Below are 15930 nucleotides of genomic sequence, written 5' to 3' on the forward strand. Positions count from 1 at the left end.
TAGTCAGTCCATTAGATTACTATGAACACAGGCGTAATGTTAGATTTAATTGAACCGCCGTATACGGAACCGTAAGTACGGTGGTGTGAGAGGGAAAATTTATTTTTCCCTACTCGATTTAAATAAAGTTACTGAATATTAATAAATATATTTTATTATAGGAAGGATTTTGGATAAACATGTAGAATAAATAATATTATAGATAGTTATTATTAAAAATAGAATAACAAAATCAATTGAAAGGTAGAACTATTATGCATTTAAAATCTGTAAAATATATAAAACCTAAGAATACAAATAAATATCCTTTTAATATTCCACTATTTAAGGATTTTGATATATTAGAATTTAGAACTCCTGTAACAATTTTTGTAGGAGAAAATGGTACAGGTAAATCTACTTTAATAGAAGGGATTGCAGCAGGGGTTGGATCTATAACTATCGGAGATGATTCAATTGATTATGATAAATCTTTGAAGGCAGCTAGGGAGTTATCTAAAAGTTTAAAACTAATATGGAATATAAAAACTAAAAAGGGATTTTTTTTAAGGGCAGAGGATTTTATATCATATACTAAAAGAATAGCGGAGATAAGAAATGAGTTAGAAGAAGAATTAAAGGAAATTGATAATACATATGACGATAGATCAGAGTTATCTAAGAGTTTAGCTAAAATGCCCTATAATAATTCCCTATATGAATTAAAGAAGAAATATGGAGAAGGATTAGAAACTAAATCTCATGGAGAAAGTTTTTTAGAATTATTTAATTCAAGATTTGTGCCTAATGGATTATATATATTAGATGAACCAGAGACACCTCTATCTCCCATGAAGCAACTTGCATTTATATCTATGATAAAGGAAATGGTAGAAAAAAATGCTCAGTTTATTATAGCTACTCATTCTCCAATATTAATGGCTATTCCAGAGGCTGCAATCATATCCTTTGATGAGTATCCTATTAAAGAAGTAAATTATAATGATTTGGAGCATGTGAATTTAACCAAAGATTTCTTAAACAATCCAGGGCAGTATTTAAGACATTTATAACATTAGTAAAGGAAAATTATTATGGAATTAGAGGTGAAGATTAGAGAAGTTATATAGATTTTTATGAGAAGTATAAAATTATCTATCATAAATGTAGGAGTTGGCAAATGAAAACAATAATATCAGAAGAAATGATCTTAGATGATTTAATAAAAACATTTCAGCGTTTATTTGATTTGAATGTATTGGAGTCTACACCAGTAAAAAGAGGATGGTTAAATTTAAAGTGGAAAATTACGACGGACTCAGGACAGTTTTTACTTAAGCAATATAATGAAGAAAGATATAAAATGTATAAAAGAGAGAATCTATTGTTTGCATTCACTCAGCAGGTTAGATTGTATAATAAGGGGATCCGGTGTCCAAATTTGTTATCACATAATGAAGATATTTTACTTGAATCCGATAATGGTGAACGATTTATGGCAATGGAGTTTTGTAAAGGGAAAGTGATTTCACCAGGTAAAGCCAATGTTCATCAAATGTATGATTTAGGTAAAGAAATAGGAAAAATGCATGGATTATTAAATGATGGAACACTAGGTATTAAAGATAATCCCAAATTTATTCCTCCATGCCGTAAGGAGCGTTTACAACATTGGAATTCAATGTGGGAACAAGCAAAGGAAACTGATAAAATTAAGTTACTTACTTATATAGAGGTCCAACGTAAGGCAACAGAAGATTTAAATATAGAAATATTTGATTATCTCCAATCAGGATGGGGGCATCGTGACCTCTGGGTTGATAATCTTTTATTTGATAATAAGGAATTAACAGCGATTTTAGACTTTGACCGATTAAATTATGATTATCCTCAACTTGATGTTGCTCGTGCTGTTATGTCATGTGCTCTAGACGATAATTTTGATGTATCCCTTGCTTCAGCATTTATTGAAGGTTACAGTGAGGAATGTAACGTAAGTAAGGGGTATTTAACAAATGCATTACAGTTGTTATGGTATATGGAAAGTACATGGTGGACAAATGCTTACATGGATCAACACAGTTTACCACCTGCTAGATTCGCAAAAGAAATGATTTGGCTTGCTGAAAACCAAAAAAATTTATCGGATTTATTAGGAAATATTTAATATACATCAAAACTAATAAAACGCTAATTTTGGAAGGAGTGATCGACATGAAACGTCGGGTAATACGAAACAAGGTGATTTATATTTAAAATGAAGCAGTAAATAATATTTTCTCGGTTAAGTTGGCTGATGTTATTTTACTGTTTCAAGGCTAGATAAAACCAATTAAAATTTATTTGAAAGAGGTAGAATAACATGTTAAAACTAAAGTATCTTTTTGATAATAGGGATTTGGCAGAAATGATCTTAGAGAATTGGGAATACGATTTATTTTCACTTAAACTCTTTGACTACTATAGAATTTCATCAAATGCGATTTATCCATTTCAATATAATGGTAAAACTCGATTACTGAGATTTTCTCCTGTAGATGAAAAAGACAAGAATAATATAATGGGAGAATTAGAATTCATTAGTTATTTAAAATCAAGGGAATATCCTGTTTTATGCACTGTGCCTTCAAAGGATAATAAAGAATTAGTAGAAGTGAAGACCCCCTGGGGAAAGTATTTTGGAGTTGTTTTTGATAGAGTTGCGGGGATTCAATTAGGAGAAATAGAATACACACAAGAAATATGCAGAAAACATGGTGAATATTTAGGTAAATTGCATAGACTGTCTTCGGGATATAAGCCTGATAAAAGATTGCGTTGGTCATACGAAGATGTCCTTGAGTGGATTGAAAGGGAATTAGAAAATTTTCCTAATGAAGCTTTAGCCAAACAAGAGGTTAAGATAGTAAGGGATTATTTATCAGAAATACCTAAAGATAGCTATAATTTTGGCTTAATCCACTATGACTTTGAGTTGGATAATGTGTTTTATGACCAATCAACAGATAAATTAAATGTAATTGACTTTGATGATGCCATGTATCACTGGTATGCTATGGATATAGAGAGAGCACTAGATAATATAATGAGTGAAACATCTTGTGAGAATCATTCAATGCTGAGGGAAAACTTTATAATAGGATATAGACAAGAGTTTAATGTTTCCGACGAAATGCTACTGTATATGCCTATGCTAAGAAGATTTGCAAATTTATATGGATATACTAGAGTCCTAGTATCATCCAAGGAAGTTTGGGATAATGAGCCTAAATGGATGCTGGACTTAAGAGCTAGATTAAAGAGTATTATGAAACAAGATTCTATATTTTTTGGGAAACCAATAGAGTAGTAGAGTTTAGAGGCTGACATCTTGTCAGCCTCTAAAATTAAGATACATTAGTAGCCGGAAAAATATACATTCTCTATTTGTTATGAATTTAAGATTGTAAAAGGAGAGAAGTACATGAGAAAAGAAAATGAAGTAATGAAACAGATATTAGATTTTGCTAACAGTGAAGATAGGGTTAGAGCTGTTATGTTGAATGGTTCGAGAGTTAACCCTAATGCACCTAAGGATATAATGCAGGATTACGATATAGTATTCTTTATAACAGATATTGAAGATTTAAGTTATAAAATAGATCAAAGTTGGATTAGTGCATTTGGAGAGCTTGTTATTATGCAGCAGAATGATTTTGAGGATGGGGCATATATCTTTTTGATGCAATTTAAAGATGGAATAAGAATAGACCTTAGTTTTCAAGATATTAGAAGAATTGAAGAATCGGTTAGAGAAGATACTCTTAGCAAAATACTATTAAATAAAGATGATATTGAACTTAAATTACCTAGACCCAATGATAGCAGTCACTATGTACTAAAGCCTTCAAAAAAAGAATTCGATGAATTATTAAATGAAGCATGGTGGATTCAAACCTATGTTGCTAAAGGAATATGGAGGGATGAATTGCCTCTTGCTAAATATATGTTTGATGTTATTTTAATGGACTGTATAAGAAAATTATTGTCGTGGTATATTGGAGAAAACCATAAATGGAATGTAAATGTAGGAAAATGCGGAAAATGGTTCAAAGGATACTTATCTGATGAGATTTATAATGATTTTATTTCAATATATCCAACTATAGATTATGAAGAAATGTGGCAATCACTGTTTAGAGCAGGTAAATTTATTAGGAGAATAGGTGAACCATTAGCTGAACCTCTAGGATATTCCTATCCTATTAAAGATGATATTAATGTAACGGAATACATTACAAAGATTAAGGAGCTGCCAAAGGATGCTAAAGAATTTAGATAAAAATGAAAGGAGAATATAAAATGATATTAAGGTATTTGAAACAACAGATGTTACTTCCCATAAAAGAATATATTATTAATCAACGTGTGAATATTAGAGGGATAGATGTTTTGATTTTGAGTTTCACTATAGAAAGAGATAAAAATAATTTATGGATGATATATGAAAATCAGGAGTTATATAGAGATAGATCTGACGATGAATATATAGTAGAGTTTAGGACAAATCGAGAAAAACTATTAAGAGGTATTAATGCTAGTAGTAAACATAAAGATTTACATATAAGACAAATGGAAATACAAGGACATATTGTTAATTTTAGTTCATCAAGTAGCAGTTCAATCTATAATATGGATCCAGAAGGAATAATGCGATTACAGCATTTTGTTGAAAGTGGTTCGATTTCAGATGAGTGGGATGATGTGAATTTAGAAAATCTTGTAATCGCTCAATATAAACAAATGGATGAGGAAACTGCTCCTAATATAGATAATACTAAGGAATTAGACATTAAATTATATGTTGATCGAGGCACAAGAGAAATACCAATACAACATCCATTTAAAATACAGTTCGGCAAACAAGAAATGGGAACAAAAATCGTATATTATGATGAAGAACTTGGCAAAGAGAATTACTTTTTTATAAATGAAATCTATTCTTTTGATGTATATGAGAATATCAAAAAGAAGGTTGAGAAAATTGAAGAGGTAGAAATGCGAGAAAGAAACCTTAAGATTTTTATAGAAGGACTAGAAAGAATTTATCCAAGGGATAAAAACTTAGCTGTTATAAAATATGAAGCAGCAGATAGTACCCAACTTAATTTTCATATGAAAGAGCATCTAGAAGCGAAGCCAATATATAGTGACTCTGCCATAGGAATTATATGGGGATCCAAAGAGGATGAAATTGGAATCAATGGGTATAAGCTACGGGAATGTGTACTTCAACCTATAGATAAGGACTTCAGCGGTGAATTGGAGATTGAACTGTTTTCTCGGATTCTTGAAATACCAGAGGAAACTGTAGAAAGTATAGGATAGGAGCAAGTTTAGATATGAAAAAGATATTTATTATATTGTTAATCTTAGTGTTACCTATTAGTTGTAAACCTATAGAAGATGATACCAAATTATCACTAGTTACAGACAATTTGCCTAAAAAAGAAAAAACCTATATTAATGTGGCAGGCGAAACCATAGAGGAAAGATATCTAACTTTAGAAGGATATAAGAGGATAGAAACAGAAGAAAATAGTTTTGGAGAATTTTTAAGGGCCCAGAGATTGAAACCTTATGGTGAAAAGGTTTTATACTATGATGGCAGAGAGAAAAATAAGAAAGATGTTTATGATAGTGTTCTAGATGTGGAAATAGGAGATAGGGACCTTCATCAGTGTGCAGATGCTATAATGCTTCTAAGAGGTGAATACCTTTACTCAATAGGCAAATATGAGGATATTAGCTTTAACTTCGTATCAGGATTTAAAGCAGAATATAAAAAGTGGATGGAAGGATATAGGATTAAGGTTGAAGGTAATAATGTAAGTTATTATAAGGCAACAGAACCATCCAATACCTATGAAGACTTTAGAAAATATATGGATATGGTAATGGCTTATGCAGGAACTTTATCCTTAGAAAAAGAATTAGAGCCTATTAATATAGAGAAAATAAAAATAGGGGATGTGTTTATTGTTGGAGGAAGCCCGGGTCATGCTGTTATAGTTATGGATATGGCTATAAGTGACGAAGGTGGTAAAATATTTGTTCTTGCTCAATCCTATATGCCGGCACAGCAAACTCAAATACTTATTAACCCTATTGATAAAAGTATAAGTCCTTGGTATTCACTAAATGATAAAGAGAAACTGATTACTCCTGAGTGGACATTTGAGTTAGATCAATTAGGAAGATTTGTAAATTGAGAAATAGGAAATTAAATAAAGATTTTTTACATCTTTTCATAATTTTATCACAACAATCCCATATTTTTATGATATGATGGATGAAAAGCAATTTTTCAATATATCAATGATTTGAAGAGATATATTAAGAGGCATTTTTTTATTAATTAAACATGGAGGGGTTAAAATATGTTAGGGAAGTTGAGGAACAGAAAAGTTTACAAGTACATAATGATAACAGCTATTATGGTGTTAGTCATAAGTATGGTAGGCTGTAAAAATGAAAAGCTAGTAGATGAGGAGATAGTAGCGAAAGTAGATGGTGAAGCTATAACTAAGAATGAATTATATGATTTAATGGTTGAACAATATGGTACTCAGGCTTTGGATTCATTGATTGGCGAGAAGATTGTTAATGCAGAGCTTGAAAAACAGAAAATTGAAGTTAGTGAGGAAGATATTGAGACTGAACTCAATAAGATTAAACAATACTATGAGAGTGACCAAGCATTTACTGAAGCTATGGCATATTATGGTTACACTTTAGACGATATAAAGAAGGATGTAACTATGAATATTCAAATTAAGAGACTTCTTGGGCCTAATATTACAATAGGAGAAGAAGACATTTCAAGTTATTTTGAACAAAATAAAACTTCATTTGATCAAAAAGAGGAAGTACGAGCACGTCATATACTTGTTAAAACAGAAGATCAAGCGAAAGAAATTAAAGAAAAAATTTCAGCAGGAGAAGACTTTGCTCAATTAGCAAAGGAACATTCTACAGATGAAATGACCAAAGAGTCTGGAGGAGATTTAGGCTTTTTTGGTAAAGGTAAAATGGTAAAGGAATTTGAAGAAGAAGCCTTTGGACTAGGGATAGGTGAAATCAGTAATCCAGTTAAAACTGATTACGGCTATCATATAATAAAAGTAGAGGAAAAGAAGGAAGCAAAAGAAGCAACACTAGAAGAACACAAGGATGAAATAAAGGATATTCTCGTAGAAGCGAAGCTACCTGAGGTATATCAAAACTGGTATCAAGAGAAATATGACGAATATAAAATAGACAATTATCTTATAGAAGAATAATGATATATTAATGCAGTATGCATAGAAAAATTAATAGCATATGATGAACAATAATTAGAAAGTCTTTCCTTTAAGAAAGGTTTTCTAATTATTTATATAGCTTATCACTTGAATTCAAAATTAATCTATGATACAATTTATTCAATTATATTAGAGGGGTGTATCAATGAGCAAAATTCTTGCTAAATAAGAAATTTTAATATGCACAAAAATACATTCTTAAGAATGCTTTGTTTTGGTGCGTAATTTAGCGAGAACTCTCTTTCAAATATTTATTGACATTTGAGGATGATTTTATCATCTTTTTTTGTACTCTTTTTAGGCTTTAATTATGCTGAGGGATTTTCTCTCAGCATTTTTTGTTGGAGGTGAGTGATATGATCAATTTATGCAAGAAAGATAAGTGGCTTTTAAGTCAGAATATTTATTAAACGAGGTGGATAGTTTATGAGTAAAAAGAAAACAGCAGTATTATTATATGATGATTTTAGTAACTATGAGTTTAGTGTAATGTTATCAATGTTTTTTCAAGCTGGTAAACCCTATACAACATTTAGTTTAACTAAGGAACCAGTAAAGAGTGAAGAAGGGCTAAATGTAGTTTGCGATGCATTAGTTGAGGATTTAAATATAGAAGAGTTTGATTCTTTGGTATTAACAGGATGCATGGATCTTGAGCCCATTATCAATGAAGAGAGAATATATTCGTTTTTGAAGCAATTTGATCTACCTAGAATTAAAATTGCCAGTATCTCCAGCACACCCTTTTTACTTGCAAGGGCAGGTTTATTGAAGAATAAGCGTTATTTGGCCGGGATGTTAAAGGAAGAATTATTAAAACATGGTCATACCACCATAGAAGAATTAGAGGGGATGGTGGATATAACAGAGTATAGAGAATCCTTTGAAGAGATTGGACATTTTATAAAAGATGGGAATATAATTACCTCTGTAGGCGCATTCTTTATAGAATGGGCAATTGAGTTTGGAAAGATGTTAGAATTGGATTTTGAGCCAGGATGGTATGGAGATTTTAATAAAGAATAATGCTGTAATTATAGACCACTCCTACTAATTAATGTGTAGGAGTGGTCTATTTAACTTATGCCACATTTTGTAGTTATTTTTCCGAAATTATGAATATTAGAATTTGTCGAATATTAGCACAATTAATTCATTGACAAAATCAACTTATTTAAATAAGATTAACATAAATCAATAAGATTAAAAGATAAAAGCATTAAGTATGTATGAGTTTTATAGCAGTTATTTGAAAGGAGGAGATTCTATTGATTTTTTAATTTAGTAAGTCATAATTTTCTTAATACTTTAAAGAAAATGTATGATTTGTCTAGATAATAACTTATTTAATAAGTAGAAAAATTGGTAGAATGAATGATTTGTATTTAAAGAAAGGGGTTAAAAAAATGAAAAGAAAAATGTTATCATTAATTATGGGATTGATTGTTTTTCTTAGTACTTCTTCTATTGTTTCAGCAGGAGAAATATCTAATTTTCAAATGAATAAAGAAGCACTTCTTTCGACTATTAATATGTCGGAAGAGATTAGTAATGCATTAAATGGTATAACTGATGAATCAGTACCGGAAGATATAATGAACCAAGTTGATGTTGGTGTTCAAGTTGTTCCAAAAGATTTATCACGTAGTGAGTTAATGGGTGTTGATGCTAGTGATATATTTGACATCAGCTATACTGTTAAAAATGTAGGTAATATTGTATCAGAAAATGATGATATAGGTACTATGTACTCATTGACAGCTGTTGCAAGAGGGACTCAAAAAGAAGAGTATGAACCACATACAGAAGATAATGTGGATTGTTACATTACATTAGTATGGATTGACAACTTTGGTGTAAATAATGAGCTTGTAGAGGTTTGGGGTGGATGGTGGCCCAATGGTAGAACATTATATGATAGACAAGTTTGGTATGGGGAGATGAATCGTGTTGGTGAATTTATAGAAGGAAAATATTCCATAAAATATCCGACTTCAAATACTTTTGACTATAGTCCAGGATATACTGGATTTAGTTTTAAAGCTTATTCAATTGTAAATTCAGTTGGTTATCCTAATAATATTATATGTTATGTTAAAACTAGCATGTTTTCATAACTAATAGTTATGTATGGATAGTGTTGATAGTCCCAAGGCAACTATTAAGGTCAGTTGCCTTGGTTTTAATATGAGAAAATTAATTTAATATAATAACTGCATTTATTATTAATTGGTATAAACTATTAGGGGGGAGTTTATGACTAGAAAAGAAGTTATTAAATTATTTATTTCTACCTTCCTGTTATTTGTAATAGGATTTATTTTGGTTATGCTTAGATTAGTCACTACTAAAATTGTAATAAGAAGTATGAAAGACACTCTTTTTTATATTGCTACACAAGTTATTATTATGATTTTATCAGGGATTATATTATATTTTATCACTAATTGGAAATCGCTAAGGGTTAAAAGACCACTTCTATATGGGAGAAAGCATCCTGAATATATAAGGTATATAAAGTGGCGAGGACTGTCCATTGTAGTATTTACATTAATAGCTTTATATTATAGTGAAAATGGATCTACACATCGAGGTCTCATATCTCCAATATTATCAATGATTGATAATAGTTTTTTTCCTCAGCAATCTAATTTTTTTACTTTAAAATTTTATTTTGCTTCAGGAGACGTAGGTACTACTTTATTTACTCTTATTATGATAGCAACATATATTTTTCTTGAATTTCTTTTCACTGATAAAGTAACAACTGATAAGGTGATAGATGAATAATAAATCAAAATATATTATATATCGGGTTATAACTTGATTAATTGAATAGTTTATAAATTTATTGAACAATAATATATCAGGCATTAATAATGCCTGATATATTATTGTTTATGCCACATTCTGTATGAGTTTTTCCCTATATATATCAATCAATTCTTTTTCCGTCACATTTATACTTGGCTTATCAAATACTATATCACCTTTATCTAGCATTATTATTCTATCTGAATATTCTATGGCATCTTTCATATTGTGAGAAATTATTATTGTTGTCATGGAATATTTGTTTATTAATTCTTTAGTTTTCTGCATTACTACATTTGATGTTTTAGGGTCTAAGGCAGCGGTATGTTCGTCAAGTAAAAGTAAATCTGGATGCTTCATAGCTGCCATTACCAGAGATAAAGATTGTCTTTGACCGCCAGATAAAAATTTTACCTTTGTATTTAACTTGTTTTCAAGACCCAAATCCAAATCCTTTAATAGTTCCACATATTTACTTATATTATTCTTTTTTATAAGCTTTCTCAAAGTAAATTTTTCTCCCTTTTTATCTGCTAGGGACATATTTTCCAGTATAGTAAGGGAAGGGGAGACTCCCATAGATGGGTTTTGATATACTCTTCCTATATAAGTTGCTCGTTGTTCTTCTTTTAAGCTTGCTATGTCTTTCTCATTCAGTAAAATTTGTCCTTTATCTGCTAATATACTTCCACCAATGATATTAAGGAGAGTAGATTTTCCACAGCCATTAGAGCCAATAATTGCTGTACATCTATTTTCTTCAAATTCTAAATTAAAATTCCTAAAGATATTTATTTCATTATCTGTATTCTTGTTAAAACTCTTTGATAGGTTTACTATTTTTAACATTTTTTCTCCCTCCTTCTTTTTTCATGAATCCTAAAAAATCAGCTGCAAAGTTATTGTAGGATAGAAAAACTATTACAATTATTGCGTTTATAGCTCTAAGGTCATTAGGGTTTAAACCTAGGTCTATAGCAATTCCGCCGATAAGTTTATAGATAATTGCCCCTAATATAGCCCGTGTTGTATTTTTTATTCTATTAGAATTCTTTTTAATAGTATCTCCTATTATGATTGAAGCAAGAGCTACTACTATAATGGAATTACCCATGGTTATATCTGCAAAACCTTGCATTTGAGCCATTAAAGCACCACTTAAAGCTACCAATCCATTAGCTAACATTAGCCCTATTACCTTGTATTTATTACTATTTTCTCCTAGAGATTTCACTAAAGATTCATTATCGCCAGTTGCTATTAGTAAATATCCCGTTTCAGTTTTTAAAAACTGGTCTAGTATTATTTTTATTAACAAGACAGTTCCAGCTAATACTATTAAGGATGAACCTAAATCAAAAACTGAACCATATTTAAACAGCGGAAAATTAGATTTTCCATTTATTTTTAAATTTACAGAATATAGTATAGTCATGGTCAATATTCCTGATAATAATGGCTTTATTCTTAGTCTTGTAAAGAGAGTTGCGGTAAAGAGTCCTGCTAAGGTTCCAAAGAAAAATGCCATTAAAGTACTAATGATTGGATTAACACCCATAGATATAAACTTAGCAAATACAAAGGCTCCAAAAGGAAAAGTCCCTTCTACGGAAAGATCTGCTATATCTAATATTTTATAAGTTAAGAATACTCCCATAGCTAAAATTGCAAATATTAGCCCTTGTTCTAGAGAAGTAATTATTAGGGAATTCATATATATCACCTCATTGTTTAATCATTTTTTATTGCGTCCTTAAATACATTATTATTTTCATCAAGTCCTAAGGAATTTAATGTTTCTTTGTTGAATACTTTCTTTGTATTAGCTGCAGTTTGGGGTGGAATATCAGAAGGTGTTTTTCCATTAACTAAAATCTCTTTAGCCATTTTTGCAGTCTGTTTACCTAGTTCATAGTAGCTAATTCCATCAGTAACAAGAATACCGCCACTTACATGAGAATCTTCAGCAGCTACAGTAATTAATTTGTTAGATATGGCTTTCTCAGAAACTATATTAATTGCAGATGCAACCATATTATCTGTTATTGTATATATTCCATCTACTTTTTTAACTATAGAATCTACAGCTTGAGAGATATCGGATATACTAGATACTCCAACCTCTACTATTTCAAGTCCCATAGAAGGTGCTAATTCTTTCGCCATTTCAATTTGAATTTGTGAATTTGGCTCGCTAGTATTAAAGACAATTCCAATTTTTTTGGTATTGCTATTTAAATCTTTAAATAGTTGTAGCTGTCTATACATTGGACTGGCATCTGATGTTCCAGTTACGTTGCCATCAGGTTTTTCTATCGAAGCCACTAGCTCTGATTTTACAGGGTCTGTTACTGCGCTAAATAATATAGGAATATCTGAAGTAGCTTGCTTGGCAGATTGAGCTGCTGGTGTAGCTATAGCATATATTAAATCTACTTTATCTTTTACAAATTTTTGAGATATACTAACAGTAGTTGGAATATCTCCCTGTGCATTTTGATAGTCTATTTCTGCATTTACACCAAGTTCTTTTAATCCATCTTCAAATCCTTTCCTAGCATCGTCAAGTGCTGGATGATCTGCTAACTGACTAATTCCAATTTTATATACTCCTTCACCGGAAACATTACTTGGTTTACTTACATTTGCATTACAACCTGATAAAACCATAATACTTGCTACTGCTAAAGACATTAATTTACTAACTTTAGATTTTTTCATTTTATTATCCTCCCTTAATATAATCTTGCCAGATTGAATGCAATTGGATAATTGGGCAAGTAACTTCACGCAGTTTCGAAACTCAAATCTATTCACTCGCTTTACTCGTATAGATTTGGCTCTCATTGCGTTTGACCTACTAAAGCTCACTTCGTTCGCCAAGTTAGGTCATAAAAAAATCTTTCAATCTCTATAAACATAGCTTTTAGCTATACTTATAGGGACGAAAGATTATATATCCGCGCGGTACCACCCTAATTATGACAAAGTCATCACTCAATCAGACCTAACAGTCTTATCCCCTATAACGATGGGACTTCGGATTCACCTACTAGAAGTTTCTTTTAGCAAATCAGCTCAGGAGTGTATATTACATATCTTGTTATTGTTGGTTTTCACCCTTCCCAACTCTCTTTGAATAATCAATGATATCTTTCTCTCCATCAGAGCATTTTTAATATTAGATAAGATAATAATACTTTATTTTAGTAATGTCAATACTTTTTTGAAAAAATGTTTTAAAAATTTCTGATGGTTTGATATAAAGTCTGATAGAGCCTAGTGGTTTAAGTATAGCCAAAAATATTTAGTTTTTGTTAAGGGAGATTATTCTCCTACATTTACAGCATCTTTAAATAGTGGAAGACTTGAATTTAATTCTAATGCTTCTAAGGTGTTTATATTTACAGTTGTTACAGTTTTTTCTGCTACACCAACTGGTATAGTAGAAATATTTTTTTTATCTACAAGTATTTCTTTAGCCATTTTAGCTGTTTGCTTACCTAGTTCATAATAACTAAGCCCATTTGTTACTAATAATCCGCCTTTTACCTGTGTTTCCTCTGCACAAATAGATATGATTTTTTTATCTATAAGTTTCTTTGATACCAATTCAACAGAAGAGGCTATTAGATTATCACTTAGACCATAAACAGCATCGATTTTATTCAATAATGAATCTATAGCTTGAGGAAGTTCATTTACATTGCTTACTCCAACTGTAACTATTTCTAGACCTTCAGCGGGTGCTAATTTTTTTACTTCTTCTATTTGAATTTCAGAATTTGCTTCAGATGTATTATATAGTATACCTATGGTCTTTATATTAGGATCGATTTCTTTAAACATCTTCAATTGAGAAGCTGTAGGTGCCATATCTGATGTTCCAGTTACATTACCGCCAACATTTTTCCAATCTGCTACTATTTCTGATTTTACAGGGTCTGTTACTGCGCTAAATAATATAGGAATATCTGAAGTAGCTTGTTTGGCAGATTGAGCTGCTGGTGTAGCTATAGCATATATTAAATCTACTTTATCTTTTACAAATTTTTGAGATATACTAACAGTAGTTGGAATATCTCCCTGTGCATTTTGATAGTCTATTTCTGCATTGATACCAAGTTCTTTTAATCCATCTTCAAATCCTTTCCTAGCATCGTCAAGTGCTGGATGATCTGCTAACTGACTAATTCCAATTTTATATACTCCTTCACCAGAAACATTACTTAGTTTACTTACATTTGCATTACAACCTGATATAACCATCACACTTACTAATACTAAAGACATTAATTTACTAACTTTAGATTTTTTCATTTTATTATCCTCCTATAATTTGAATTGACGATTGAGAACTGACAATTTAAATTTGGTTAAGTAACCTCGTGCAGTTCTGCAACTCAAATCTATTCACTCGCTACGCTCATATAGATTTGGTGCTCATTGCGTTTGACCTACTAAAGCTCACTTCGTTCGCTAAGTTAGGTCATAAAAAAAATCTTTCAATCCCTATAAATATAGCTTTTAGCTATACTTATAGGGACGAAAGATTATATCCGCGGTACCACCCTAATTATGACAAAGTCATCACTCAATCAGACCTAACAGTCCTATCCCCTATAACGATGGGCCTTCGGATTCGTCTACTTGAAAGTTTCGTTTAACGAATCAGCTTAGGAGTGAATATTACATATCTTCTTAATGTTGGCTCTCACCTTTTCCAACTCTCTGTAATTAAGTTAGGATATCTTTCTCTCCATCAAAGCATTTTTAATATTAAAAAATATCATAATACTTTAATCTAATAATGTCAATAGTTTTTTTATTAAAATTTTTCTGTAAATAATATAGTGATTTTACATAAGATGTATTTGATTTGAAATGATAAAATGTAAAAAATAGGCCTAGATTTGCAAATAATCAGGAGATGTAGTATAATGATGAAGTTAGATTAATTGTTAGAATGTAGTTAAAGTATTTAAAATAATTTTTATAATAATCTTATCCTTATTTTAAAGTTATGATGGTGATTTAGATATAACCATTTACTTTATACCTATATGCTCCGAAAGGGGATTATATTTATTTAATCTTGAATTTTCCCTATGGATTATTTAAATGAATACGAATAATTAATTACTAACTAATATACGATTTGTATATTAGTTTTTTGTGATATAAAATTTAAAAAGGAGGTGTTTAAATGACAACAAATGTTATGTTTGCACTTGTGGGCTTGTTTTTGGTAACTGCTTTTACAAATGTTTTAGCAACACTAAAAACAATATTGATGTCAAAAAAAATTATGAATCCAGTTTATTTGCTGGTTTTTGCGGATGCCATGATCTTTGCAACTATTGTTAGTAAGGTAACTAGTTCTGATGGGATTCAATTTACAATATCATATGCTTTAGGAAGAACAGCTGGAGTTTTTATAGGTGGTAAAATTGAAGATAGGCTAGCACTTGGTATTTTAGAAGTAGATTTATTTTTGAATAACAAAAATAAGATTATGGAAATAGCAAATAAACTTAGAGAAACAGGATATACAGTCAATACTTTTCTTGTTGGAGGGAATAATGAGGAAAAGAGATATCAAATGGAAGTCGTTATCAAAAGAAAAGAATTTAAAATATTTGAAGATATTATAGCAGAATTTAATGTGGTAAATCCAACCTTAAAAGTTAAAACTATAAGTAAAGTAGACGGCAAAATTACAATCACAAGATTTAAAGAGGCCTAAATACTTTATTAAATGTATATGATGGAATTAGGAAACAACTCAGCTGCA

15 protein-coding genes and 2 other annotated features are annotated in these 15930 nt (G+C 30.4%); of the genes, 11 read left to right on the forward strand and 4 right to left on the reverse strand.

The annotated features are described in order from the left end of the window. The first annotated feature begins 254 nt into the window (after nt 1–254). The 10 genes from KQI38_RS21485 (at nt 255) to KQI38_RS21530 (ending at nt 10112) form a co-directional block, all read left to right on the forward strand. Nucleotides 255–1052, forward strand: coding sequence for an AAA family ATPase (locus KQI38_RS21485; RefSeq protein ID WP_216563111.1), 798 nt, complete (start codon nt 255–257; stop codon nt 1050–1052). A 107-nt stretch (nt 1053–1159) separates the two neighbouring features. Continuing rightward, the gene (locus KQI38_RS21490) at nt 1160–2146 is read left to right on the forward strand and encodes a phosphotransferase (protein WP_216563112.1); all 987 of its coding nucleotides are present in this window, start codon (nt 1160–1162) and stop codon (nt 2144–2146) included. 195 nt (nt 2147–2341) lie between these two features. Next, nucleotides 2342–3328 carry a phosphotransferase enzyme family protein gene (locus KQI38_RS21495; protein WP_216563113.1) on the forward strand — a complete coding sequence of 329 codons (987 nt, stop codon included), beginning with the start codon at nt 2342–2344 and terminating at the stop codon, nt 3326–3328. Nucleotides 3329–3442: 114 nt separating this feature from the next. Then, nucleotides 3443–4300, forward strand: a complete 858-nt coding sequence (locus tag KQI38_RS21500; RefSeq protein WP_216563114.1) for an aminoglycoside 6-adenylyltransferase — start codon at nt 3443–3445, stop codon at nt 4298–4300. A 20-nt stretch (nt 4301–4320) separates the two neighbouring features. After that, nucleotides 4321–5346, forward strand: coding sequence for a hypothetical protein (locus tag KQI38_RS21505; protein WP_216563115.1), 1026 nt, complete (start codon nt 4321–4323; stop codon nt 5344–5346). A 14-nt stretch (nt 5347–5360) separates the two neighbouring features. Then, entirely contained in the window at nt 5361–6230 is an 870-nt protein-coding gene (locus KQI38_RS21510; RefSeq protein WP_216563116.1) for a DUF4846 domain-containing protein, read from the forward strand. Between the two features lie 168 nt (nt 6231–6398). Continuing rightward, nucleotides 6399–7301, forward strand: coding sequence for a peptidylprolyl isomerase (locus KQI38_RS21515; RefSeq protein WP_216563117.1), 903 nt, complete (start codon nt 6399–6401; stop codon nt 7299–7301). Nucleotides 7302–7748: 447 nt separating this feature from the next. Beyond that, nucleotides 7749–8348, forward strand: a complete 600-nt coding sequence (locus KQI38_RS21520) for a DJ-1/PfpI family protein (protein WP_216563118.1) — start codon at nt 7749–7751, stop codon at nt 8346–8348. Nucleotides 8349–8728: 380 nt separating this feature from the next. Next, on the forward strand, nt 8729–9439 hold the full coding sequence (locus KQI38_RS21525) for a hypothetical protein (RefSeq protein WP_216563119.1): 711 nt from the start codon (nt 8729–8731) through the stop codon (nt 9437–9439). A 139-nt stretch (nt 9440–9578) separates the two neighbouring features. Beyond that, entirely contained in the window at nt 9579–10112 is a 534-nt protein-coding gene (locus KQI38_RS21530; RefSeq protein ID WP_216563120.1) for a hypothetical protein, read from the forward strand. Between the two features lie 108 nt (nt 10113–10220). Here the strand turns inward: KQI38_RS21530 and KQI38_RS21535 are convergent, their stop codons facing one another. The 4 genes from KQI38_RS21535 to KQI38_RS21550 all read right to left on the reverse strand — a co-directional run bounded on the left by KQI38_RS21535 (nt 10221) and on the right by KQI38_RS21550 (nt 14456). Continuing rightward, nucleotides 10221–10985, reverse strand: a complete 765-nt coding sequence (locus tag KQI38_RS21535) for an ABC transporter ATP-binding protein (RefSeq protein ID WP_216563121.1) — start codon at nt 10983–10985, stop codon at nt 10221–10223. Next, nucleotides 10951–11850 carry an ABC transporter permease gene (locus KQI38_RS21540; RefSeq protein WP_216563122.1) on the reverse strand — a complete coding sequence of 300 codons (900 nt, stop codon included), beginning with the start codon at nt 11848–11850 and terminating at the stop codon, nt 10951–10953. Before KQI38_RS21540 ends, KQI38_RS21535 begins: the two co-directional genes overlap by 35 nt. Nucleotides 11851–11867: 17 nt before the next feature. Continuing rightward, complete coding sequence (locus KQI38_RS21545; RefSeq protein WP_216563123.1) at nt 11868–12857, reverse strand: ABC transporter substrate-binding protein; 990 nt, start codon at nt 12855–12857, stop codon at nt 11868–11870. Between the two features lie 216 nt (nt 12858–13073). Continuing rightward, nucleotides 13074–13313, reverse strand: a binding site (T-box leader). Nucleotides 13314–13463: 150 nt separating this feature from the next. Further along, nucleotides 13464–14456: an ABC transporter substrate-binding protein gene (locus KQI38_RS21550; protein WP_216563124.1), complete on the reverse strand. Its 993-nt coding sequence runs from the start codon at nt 14454–14456 to the stop codon at nt 13464–13466. A 218-nt stretch (nt 14457–14674) separates the two neighbouring features. Continuing rightward, nucleotides 14675–14911 (reverse strand) — a binding site (T-box leader). 431 nt (nt 14912–15342) lie between these two features. Between KQI38_RS21550 and KQI38_RS21555 the strand changes: the two genes are divergently transcribed. Continuing rightward, nucleotides 15343–15882, forward strand: coding sequence for a DUF5698 domain-containing protein (locus KQI38_RS21555; protein WP_216563125.1), 540 nt, complete (start codon nt 15343–15345; stop codon nt 15880–15882). Nucleotides 15883–15930 lie beyond the last annotated feature (48 nt).

Origin of the sequence: Tissierella carlieri (genome assembly GCF_018917285.1) — a bacterium.
Lineage (GTDB): Bacteria > Bacillota > Clostridia > Tissierellales > Tissierellaceae > Tissierella > Tissierella carlieri.